The organism is Leptodesmis sp. (assembly GCF_052746595.1).
Window position 1 is genome coordinate 1 of sequence record NZ_JBRAGO010000138.1, and the last position, 9,186, is coordinate 9,186.

General features: G+C 52.4%; 5 protein-coding genes. 3 read left to right on the forward strand and 2 right to left on the reverse strand.

Annotation, left to right across the window (positions count from 1 at the left end):
- Positions 1 to 348 precede the first annotated feature (348 nt).
- Both topA and ACUVQO_RS21050 read left to right on the forward strand, forming a co-directional pair.
- Complete coding sequence (topA, locus tag ACUVQO_RS21045) at positions 349 to 3,117, forward strand: type I DNA topoisomerase (protein WP_445927786.1); 2,769 nt, start codon at positions 349 to 351, stop codon at positions 3,115 to 3,117.
- 172 nt (positions 3,118 to 3,289) lie between these two features.
- Entirely contained in the window at positions 3,290 to 4,747 is a 1,458-nt protein-coding gene (locus tag ACUVQO_RS21050) for a RecQ family ATP-dependent DNA helicase (RefSeq protein ID WP_445927787.1), read from the forward strand.
- Positions 4,748 to 4,847: 100 nt separating this feature from the next.
- Here the strand turns inward: ACUVQO_RS21050 and ACUVQO_RS21055 are convergent, their stop codons facing one another.
- Positions 4,848 to 5,117 (reverse strand): hypothetical protein, encoded by a 270-nt coding sequence (locus tag ACUVQO_RS21055; protein ID WP_445927788.1) that lies wholly within the window; start codon positions 5,115 to 5,117, stop codon positions 4,848 to 4,850.
- A gap of 64 nt (positions 5,118 to 5,181) precedes the next feature.
- Positions 5,182 to 5,367 carry a DUF2391 family protein gene (locus tag ACUVQO_RS21060; RefSeq protein ID WP_445927789.1) on the reverse strand — a complete coding sequence of 62 codons (186 nt, stop codon included), beginning with the start codon at positions 5,365 to 5,367 and terminating at the stop codon, positions 5,182 to 5,184.
- Positions 5,368 to 5,666: 299 nt separating this feature from the next.
- Here ACUVQO_RS21060 and ACUVQO_RS21065 point away from each other — a divergent pair, with 299 nt between their 5' ends.
- Complete coding sequence (locus tag ACUVQO_RS21065; RefSeq protein ID WP_445927790.1) at positions 5,667 to 8,897, forward strand: alpha-mannosidase; 3,231 nt, start codon at positions 5,667 to 5,669, stop codon at positions 8,895 to 8,897.
- Positions 8,898 to 9,186 lie beyond the last annotated feature (289 nt).

Consider the following 9,186-nt stretch of genomic DNA (forward strand, 5'->3'; position numbering starts at 1 on the left):
GATCTTGGGAAGCCCGCACCGTATGCGTAGCATCGGTGTCGGGAGGATGTCACCAGACTGGAATTACTATCGGGTAAGGATCCTGTCTGCTTTACAGTCAACCATTGGCTCTCTGGCTGATGGGCTTGATTAGTCAGGACAGTTTTCTCACCTTAGGACGATCGCGAATTGTAATGATACGGATGATCCTGGAAAAAGTGAAGGAAGCATGGGTATTCAGTCAATATTAGCTATAAGAGACATAAGGAATTTGTCTGAACTCTGCTGTAATAGTGGTCTATGTGACAAACTGCAGTAGAGTCGTTTAATGCCATCGGCTATTACTGCTTCTTAACGGTTAACGAGTCCATGTCAACTCTAGTTATTGTTGAATCTCCGACAAAAGCCAAGACGATCCGCAATTATTTGCCTGCTGGATATCGAGTCGAGGCTTCAATGGGCCATGTCCGCGATCTTCCCCAATCCGCCAGCGACATTCCAGCCAGTGTCAAAGGTGAGAAATGGGCACAACTGGGTGTAAATGTAGAGTCCGACTTTGAACCCCTGTATGTAGTGCCTCAAGACAAGAAGAAGGTCGTCAAAGAGTTGAAAGAGGCTCTCAAACACGCCGATGAATTGGTACTGGCGACTGACGAAGACCGGGAAGGAGAAAGTATTAGCTGGCATCTGTTGCAGTTGTTAAAGCCCAAGGTGCCAATCAAACGCATGGTCTTCCACGAAATCACCCAGGAAGCGATCCAGGAAGCCATCCGAAACTGCCGAGATGTGGATGAACAGTTGGTGCGTGCCCAAGAAACTCGCCGGATTTTGGATCGGCTGGTGGGCTATACTCTGTCTCCTCTACTGTGGAAGAAAATTGCTTTTGGTCTATCCGCCGGACGGGTACAATCCGTTGCGGTGCGGTTGCTGGTAAATCGGGAGCGCCAACGCCGTGCCTTCCGCAAGGGATCCTACTGGGATTTGAAAGCTACCCTGGAAGTCAGAGGGGAAGTAGCAGAAGCCAAAGGGAAGTTCGAGGCCCGTCTGGTCAGCCTGAATGGGGTGAAAGTCGCATCCGGAAGTGATTTTGATGAAGCTACGGGTCAAGTCGCTGCTGGACGGAATGTGGTACTGCTAAATGAAGCAGAAGCCAGAGCCTTACAGGATCGCATTCGCGATCGCCCCTGGGTCGTGACCAACCTGGAAGAACGCCCCGTCACCCGGAAACCATCTCCCCCCTTTACCACCTCCACCCTGCAGCAGGAGGCTAATCGAAAACTTGGTTTATCCGCCCGTGACACCATGCGCGTGGCTCAAAGCCTTTATGAACAGGGCTACATCACCTATATGCGGACGGACTCCGTGAACCTGTCGCAGCAGGCGATCGCAGCCGCCCGTGCCTGCGTTCAGGAGATGTATGGTACTCAGTATCTGAGTCCTCAACCCCGCCAATATTCCACCAAATCTAAAGGAGCACAGGAAGCCCACGAAGCCATTCGTCCGGCAGGCAGTACGTTTCGTACCCCTCAGCAAACGGGACTGAAGGATCGGGAACTGCGGCTGTATGACCTGATCTGGAAGCGAACCGTGGCTACTCAGATGGCAGAAGCTCGGCAGACGAATATCACCGTACAAATCCAGGTAGAAGAAGCCGGATTCCGGGCCACGGGCAAGCGAATTGATTTCCCTGGCTTCTTCCGCGCCTACGTGGAAGGTTCCGATGATCCCGACGCGGCGATCGAAGATCAAGAAGTCATTCTGCCTCGTCTGCAAGTAGGTGATACTCCAGCCTGCGTGGATCTGGAGGCGATCGGCCATGAAACCCAGCCCCCCGCCCGCTATACAGAAGCGTCCCTGGTGAAAACCCTGGAAAGTGAAGGAATTGGTCGTCCCAGTACCTACGCCAGCATTATTGGGACAATTATTGATCGGGGCTATGCTCAGATGGTCGGCAATGCCCTGGTGCCTACCTTCACCGCCTTTGCCGTTACCTCTTTGTTAGAGAAACATTTCCCTGATCTGGTCGATACCAGTTTCACGGCTCGCATGGAGGAAACCCTCGACGATATTTCAACCGGGGAAGTGGATTGGCTTCCCTACCTGAAAGAGTTCTACCTGGGTGAATCAGGTCTGGAAACTCAGGTAAAGGAACGGGAAAGCCATATTGATCCGACTGAGGCCCGAACGATCGAACTAGAAAATCTCGACGCGAAAGTGCGGATTGGCCGCTACGGGGCATTTCTGGAAGTGGAAGGCGACGAGGGCACGGTGAAAGCCTCGATCCCCAAAGATCTGACCCCTTCTGACCTGGATCCGGAACAGGTGGAAACCCTGCTGCGACAAAAAACAGAAGGCCCAGAAAAGCTTGGCTTCCATCCCGAAACCGGAGAACCAATTTATGTGCTAATTGGAGCCTATGGCCCTTACGTCCAATTGGGCGATGTCACGGAGGATAATCCCAAACCCAAACGGGCTTCCCTGCCCAAAGGCGTGACGACAGAGAATGTCACGTTAGATATGGCCGTGCGACTGCTGGCCTTACCCCGCACTTTAGGATTGCACCCGGAAACAGGCGGCAAAGTTCAGGCCAGTCTGGGACGATTTGGCCCCTATGTGGTGCATGACCAGGGAAAAGAGGGCAAGGAATACCGCTCCTTAAAAGGTGATGATAACGTGCTCACTATCACCCTGGAACGTGCTCTGGCTCTCCTGGCAGAACCTAAAGCGGGACGGGGACGGCGAGCCGCAGCTAAACCCTTACGCGAGTTAGGCGTGCATCCAGACGATGAGGAACCGATCAATATTTACGATGGGCCGTATGGGCCGTATATCAAGCATGGCAAGGTGAATGCCTCTCTTCCCGAAGGCCAGACGGTAGAGGGAATCACACTGGAAACGGCGTTAGCAGCGCTGGCAGCGAAGGCTAGCACCAAGAAATCCAGTAAATCCAGCAAATCAACGAAAGCCACTAAAGCCAGTAGCAAGAAAGCGGCATCGGATACGGCTGACGACGAAAAGCCAAAAACGACTAAGCAAACTACAACGAAGCGGGCTTCTAGTACTAAAACGGCGGCTAAAAAAACAACTACTAAACGAACAACGGCAACCACTAGTACCCGCAAAAAGGCGGCTTCTTAAGCTTCTTAAGATAGTCCTGAGTCATTCCTGGTTAAGCAGAGAACATATTTGCGTGGAAATCTCATTAATTTCGTGGCAGTGGACGGGTCATCAGTAGCGGCCCCAGAATCCAAAATCGCAAATCCAAAATCTCTCTGGGGAATACTGAAGCCATTTAAGGTGCATCACAACTATGGCTTCTTCATCAATTCCTAGAAGATCCAATCCATCAATCGAGGCAGAACTGCAACGAATCTTTTGCTATTCAGAATTTCGTTCACTCCAGAAGGAGATTGTCCAGTGTTTGCTGAATCAGCAGGATGCGCTGGTGGTGATGCCAACCGGAGCCGGAAAATCCATTTGTTTTCAGCTTCCGGCACTGGTGCGATCGGGCTTAACCCTAGTTGTTTCTCCCCTAGTGGCGTTAATGGAAAATCAGGTGCAGGAGTTGCGCGATCGCAATCTTCCCGCCGCCTTACTGCACAGCGAATTGCCCAAATCCCAGAAGCAAAAAGTCCTGTGGGCACTGGAGCGGCAACAGTTGCGCCTCCTTTACGTTTCTCCGGAGACCCTATTCAGTTCGGCAATCTGGGAGCGGCTATGTATGCCCAATCTAGCCATCAATGCTCTCGTTTTGGATGAGGCACACTGTCTGGTGCAATGGGGCGAAACCTTCCGACCTGCTTACTATCGACTAGGAACGGTAAGGCCAGCCTTGTTGAAGCATAAGCCTGAAGGAAGCCAGATTGCGATCGCCGCTTTTACCGCCACAGCCGATCCGGAGGCCCAGCAAACCATTCAACGGATTCTGCAACTGGACAATCCGCACTGCTTCCGCCAGACTCCCTACCGCTCCAATCTTCGCTTGAAAGTGCAACAGGTCTGGAGTGCCCGTCAGCGACGACAGCAATCACTCCAATTCATTCGCCAGCAGCAGGGACAGGCCGGACTTGTTTATGTCCGCACCCGTAAAGATAGCGAAACCCTGGCCGAGTGGCTGACTCAGCAAGGCTTTCAAACCGCTCCTTACCATGCGGGCCTGATTCCGGTCGAACGACGACAGATCGAGCAACAGTGGCTCAACGGTTCTCTACAATTTGTCGTCTGCACCAATGCCTTTGGCCTCGGCATCAACAAGCCGAACACTCGCTGGGTGATCCATTTCCATGCTCCAACTTTATTGGCTGAATACGTGCAGGAAATTGGCCGGGCAGGACGGGATGGCCTCCCCGCGATCGCTCTAACCCTCATCAGTGAACCCACAGGCTGGCTCGACCCGGAGGACAAACAGCGACGGCAGTATTTCACCGACCAGACCCAGAAGCAGTATCGCCTTGCCCAGGAGTTAGTCCGCAAATTACCCCAGCAGGGAGAAGTACGTCAGGTCGGCCGTCAATTTCAGAACGGAGCGATCGCCCTTTCCCTGCTGCACAGCGTCGGCGCGCTGGACTGGCTTGATCCCTTTCACTACCAGATTAAATCTCAGACGCAGCTGGATCAGGTGGGGCGATCGCAACTTCACGCTACCCAGCAGATGACCACTTATCTGAATACTCGCACCTGCCGCTGGCAATTTCTGCTCCAGGCCTTCGGCTTTCAGTCTGATGCAGAGGGATTTCGGTGCGGGCATTGCGATCGGTGCGATCGGTAATCGCTTGTCAGGCTTTCTAACGTTTAGCTAGACCCGAACTCACGTTACTTAGCAGGAGTAGATGAAAGCCGACAATAGCAGAATTTGTGAAAGATGCCAGTTAAAAATCTTCCTCAGCCCGCTTTTTAGCTTCCTTTGCAGCCCGATATGCCGCCCCCTCAACTTCTGTCATCCTGGCAAGTTTAGCTTCTTCTGCAGCTTTTTCAGCTTTTTCTCGTTCTAATACCTCTTGAGATACTTTTATCCCACCAGATGTACCGGAACCACTTGGTACTTGCTTTCTGATGCCCATCTCTTGATCTCCTATGCTGGTCTTGTCATCAATATCTTCAGCAGATTCTTCTTGAATCCGAAGGAAGTCAGTCTCCATTTAGAACATAGAATGGAATCTCTTTCCCTGCCCTACGGCACCTTATAACTCCCGATTCGTAACGTCAGTTCGCCACTGCGGGGATTTTCTTTATGAATCCGGCACAGACAATGCCGATCGCCATTGCCTCTACCGTATCGATAGCCGCATTCACCGCATCCGTATCCTCAGTTTTCCGAAATCCTTCCGTGCGGTTCAGGATAAACACAATCCCAAAGGTCAACACGATCGCCATCATCACTCGCAACATTGAAACCGACGCCCCAATCTACCAAACTTCCATTGTGTAGAGCAGGGAATACCAAACAGAAATCCACCCGATACCCCACGAATGACATCATCCAGTTCTTCTCTCCACTGATTTGCCATCAACCAACCATCGTCCTGAAACATCACCGGAGAAGGATCAAACGGGTAATTTCAGCTTCAAAGGGCGCGATCGCCTTTATCTCCAACTAAAAGATAGATCTTGCCTTTTAGGTAGAGAAGCTTAATTAAGGTAAGTAGCGACACGATTATCATAGAGGCTGCGTAGAGTGAAGCAGCACCGTGAGCAAACCCGTTTTATCCCCATCCGAACAGATTTCCGACACGATCGCACGGCTCCGAGATCTCAGCCAAGTCAGCGTACAACTAGGCTGGCGTTATTATGACGGAGATTTGCCCCTAGCTGATGCCTTAAATCAGCCAAACTGGCAGCACTGGACTGCTGGAACGGTGAACGATCGCGATCATCATCCCTGGGTCAAAGGCCGTAAGGTGCGATGGTTCTCTCAAATCTTGCAAGTGCCCCAAAATTTACACGGTTTTCCTCTGGAAGGGTTGTGCTTACGGTTAGCCTTACTCTGGTGGGCTGAACAGGCGCAGGTTTATGTTAATGGGCAGTTAGTCCAGGAAGGAGATTTATTTGATTGTGCGCCCCGGTTGCTGCTGAGTCCTGCTGTGCAGGTTGGAGATGAGTTTGCGATCGCCCTGAGGTTCATCAGCCCCAGCCACGATGACGGTGCCCTGATGAAATCCGTCTGCCACTACGAAGCCCCATCCCCTAACCATCCCCCCGAGCCAGCCTTCGTTGCTGACGAAATTGCCGTCCTGCATAGTTACCTGGAAACATTTCAACCCGACCAATTAGACACCCTGGCCACAGCCCTCTCTCAAATCAACTGGCCCACTCTCACTCCCCCACTCCCCCACTCCCCTCACCCCTTCACCTTCTCCCTCCTCCACCTCCGCCAAACCCTCCTTCCCCTTGCCGAACCCATCCGCCAGCGGCAGATCACACTCCTGGGTCACGCCCACCTGGATATGGCCTGGTTATGGACGGTAAAAGAAACCTGGAAAGCCGCCGAACGCACTTTCCAATCTGTCCTCAATCTGCAAAAGGACTTTCCCGAACTCACCTTCTGCCACACCACTCCAGCCTTGTATGAATGGATGGAGCAGCACCGTCCCGACTTGTTCGCTCAAATTCAAGCTCAGGTCAAAGTGGGACGGTGGGAAGTGGTGGCAGGCTTCTGGATTGAACCAGAACTAAATTTGATCAGTGGTGAATCAATAGTGCGGCAGGTTCTATATGGCCAGCGTTACCTCCAGGAAAAGTTCGGCTCCATCTGTCCGATCGCCTGGGTGCCGGATACCTTTGGCTTTACCTGGCAATTGCCCCAAATCCTGAAACAGGGGGGAGTGGATTACTTTGTCACGCAAAAACTGCGCTGGAACGACACCACGAAGTTTCCTTATGAACTATTCCAATGGCAGGCTCCCGATGGCACCCAGATTCTCAGCCTGATGTCGGCTCCAATCGGGGAAGGCATTGACCCCGTAAAAATGACCAGCTTCCTCTGGGACCTGGAACAGAAAACCGGATTAAGAACCCTCCTCTGGCTACCCGGTGTTGGCGATCATGGGGGCGGCCCCACCCGCGATATGCTCGAAGTCGCTCGCCGCTGGCAACAATCTCCCTTCTTCCCCCACCTGAAATTTGGCACCGCCCAAGAATACCTGGAAGAAATTCAAAATTCAAAATTCAAAATTCAAAATTCTGACCTCCCCAATCCCCAATCCCCACCAACCTGGAACTCTGATCTGTACCTGGAATACCATCGCGGCTGCTACACCACCCATGCCGATCAGAAACAAGCCAACCGGCGATCGGAAGAACTCCTTTACCAGGCAGAACTGTGGGCTTCCCTGGCGACGATCGCCACCCAACTGCCCTACCCCAAATCCGATATTGAGGTTGCCTGGAAGCAAACCCTGTTTAACCAATTCCATGATATTCTGCCCGGTTCTTCCATTACGCCTGTGTTTGAGGAAGCGAATCAGCAGTGGCAACAGGTACAGGCGATCGGGACAAAGATTTTGCAACAGTCCTTGCAGGCGATCGCCCAGCAGATTACCCTGCCACCTCCACCTCATCCAGCAGCCAAACCAATTGTGGTGTTTAATTCCCTCAACTGGGTGCGATCGCAGGTGATCGATCTGGAAATCCAGCAGTCTGATCAATCCACAGGTTGGCAAATTTGTGACGTAGACGGATCGCTGATCGCCCAGCAGCATTTTTCCTTAGAGGTAGGGCAGGGTAAGCTTTCTTTCCTTGCAGAAAACGTTCCCGCGATCGGCTATCGCACTTACTGGCTCTGTCCCGCGCAAGCTAACCCAGTCCATGCAGTAAGCTCACCTAGCGATTACAGGCTCGAAAATGACTATTTACGAATTACGGTTAGTTCTGATAGCGGAGAATTGGTCAGCGTATTTGACAAACCCAACCAGCGCGAGGTTTTAAGCGGGGCAGGTAATCAACTCCAAGCGTTTACCGATCAGGGGCAGTACTGGGATGCCTGGAATATTGATCCCAACTATGCTCAACATCCCCTACCCGCGCCGAAGTTACAACAGATTGAGTGGATGGAGCAAAACGACGTGCGATCGCGTCTGCGAGTCGTTCGTATCCTCAACTGTTCCACCTTCACCCAGGACTACATTCTGGAAACAGGCTCTCCCCTGCTGAAAATCGAAACCACCGTAGATTGGCAAGAACGCCATGTCCTTGTGAAAGCCGCTTTTCCTCTCAACCTGGAAGCTGACTTCGCTACCTACGAAATTCCCTGTGCCGTCATTCAACGCACCACCCGGCCTCAAACCGCTGCCGAGAAAGCCCAATGGGAAGTCCCCGCGCTCCACTGGGCCGACCTCACCGATGTTGGCTCCCCGATCGCACTCCCCCACTCCCCTACTCCCCCATTCCCCTACGGCCTCACCCTCCTCAACGACTGCAAATACGGCTACGATGCTCAGCCCGATCAACTCCGTCTGACATTACTCCGAGGAACCACATGGCCCGATCCAGAAGCCGATCGCGGCCAGCACCATTTCACCTATGCCCTCTATCCCCATCGAGGTGACTGGAAGGCAGCTCAGACTGTGCGGCAGGGATACGAGTTGAATCTGCCTCTACAGGTAATACTGATTTCCGAACCGGAACATACTTTGGAGAAAATCCTACCCTCATCTGGTTCTCTGCTGAATTTAGAAGCGAAAAATTTAGTGCTGATGGCATTGAAGCCAGCAGAGGATCACGCCGATGAATGGATTTTGCGGTGCTCCGAATGTCACGGAGAATCAGCCCGGTTGCAGGTTTGTAGTGAGGTGTTCAATGTGAGATGCGAGTATCCGGTTGATGTGTTGGAGCGTCCAATTGATGCAGCGATCGCATCGGAACAGACCCCAACGATCGCTCCCTGGGAAATTGCCAGTTTTAGAGTTCGGTTGAGCCGATAAGCTCTCATCAAGAAGACATTGGACTGGGCGCAGGCGTTTCTTTGGGAGGATTGGCACTGGGAGCGCAGGCACCGACAGCAACGGTAAGACCGATAAGGAGAAGCAAAGACACCATTAGCCGAGCGGCTCGATTTCGTGTAATCACTGGGGCTATTTATTGATAAACCACAGTAGCTATTCTACGTCTCACCGTTCCTCTGCTGACTTCGCCAGAAACGCAATTCTGCTCACGGCTTGCCACGGCACCCATCTGGGTAATGATGAGCGGGAATTCCGCCAATTCTTGACG

What these genes read in the sequence shown, in the direction of transcription:
- topA (WP_445927786.1), top strand. Translation starts at nt 349, where the DNA reads ATGTCAACTCTAGTTATTGTTGAATCTCCGACAAAAGCCAAGACGATC.
- ACUVQO_RS21050 (WP_445927787.1), top strand. Translation starts at nt 3,290, where the DNA reads ATGGCTTCTTCATCAATTCCTAGAAGATCCAATCCATCAATCGAGGCA.
- ACUVQO_RS21055 (WP_445927788.1), bottom strand. Translation starts at nt 5,117, where the DNA reads ATGGAGACTGACTTCCTTCGGATTCAAGAAGAATCTGCTGAAGATATT.
- ACUVQO_RS21060 (WP_445927789.1), bottom strand. Translation starts at nt 5,367, where the DNA reads ATGTTGCGAGTGATGATGGCGATCGTGTTGACCTTTGGGATTGTGTTT.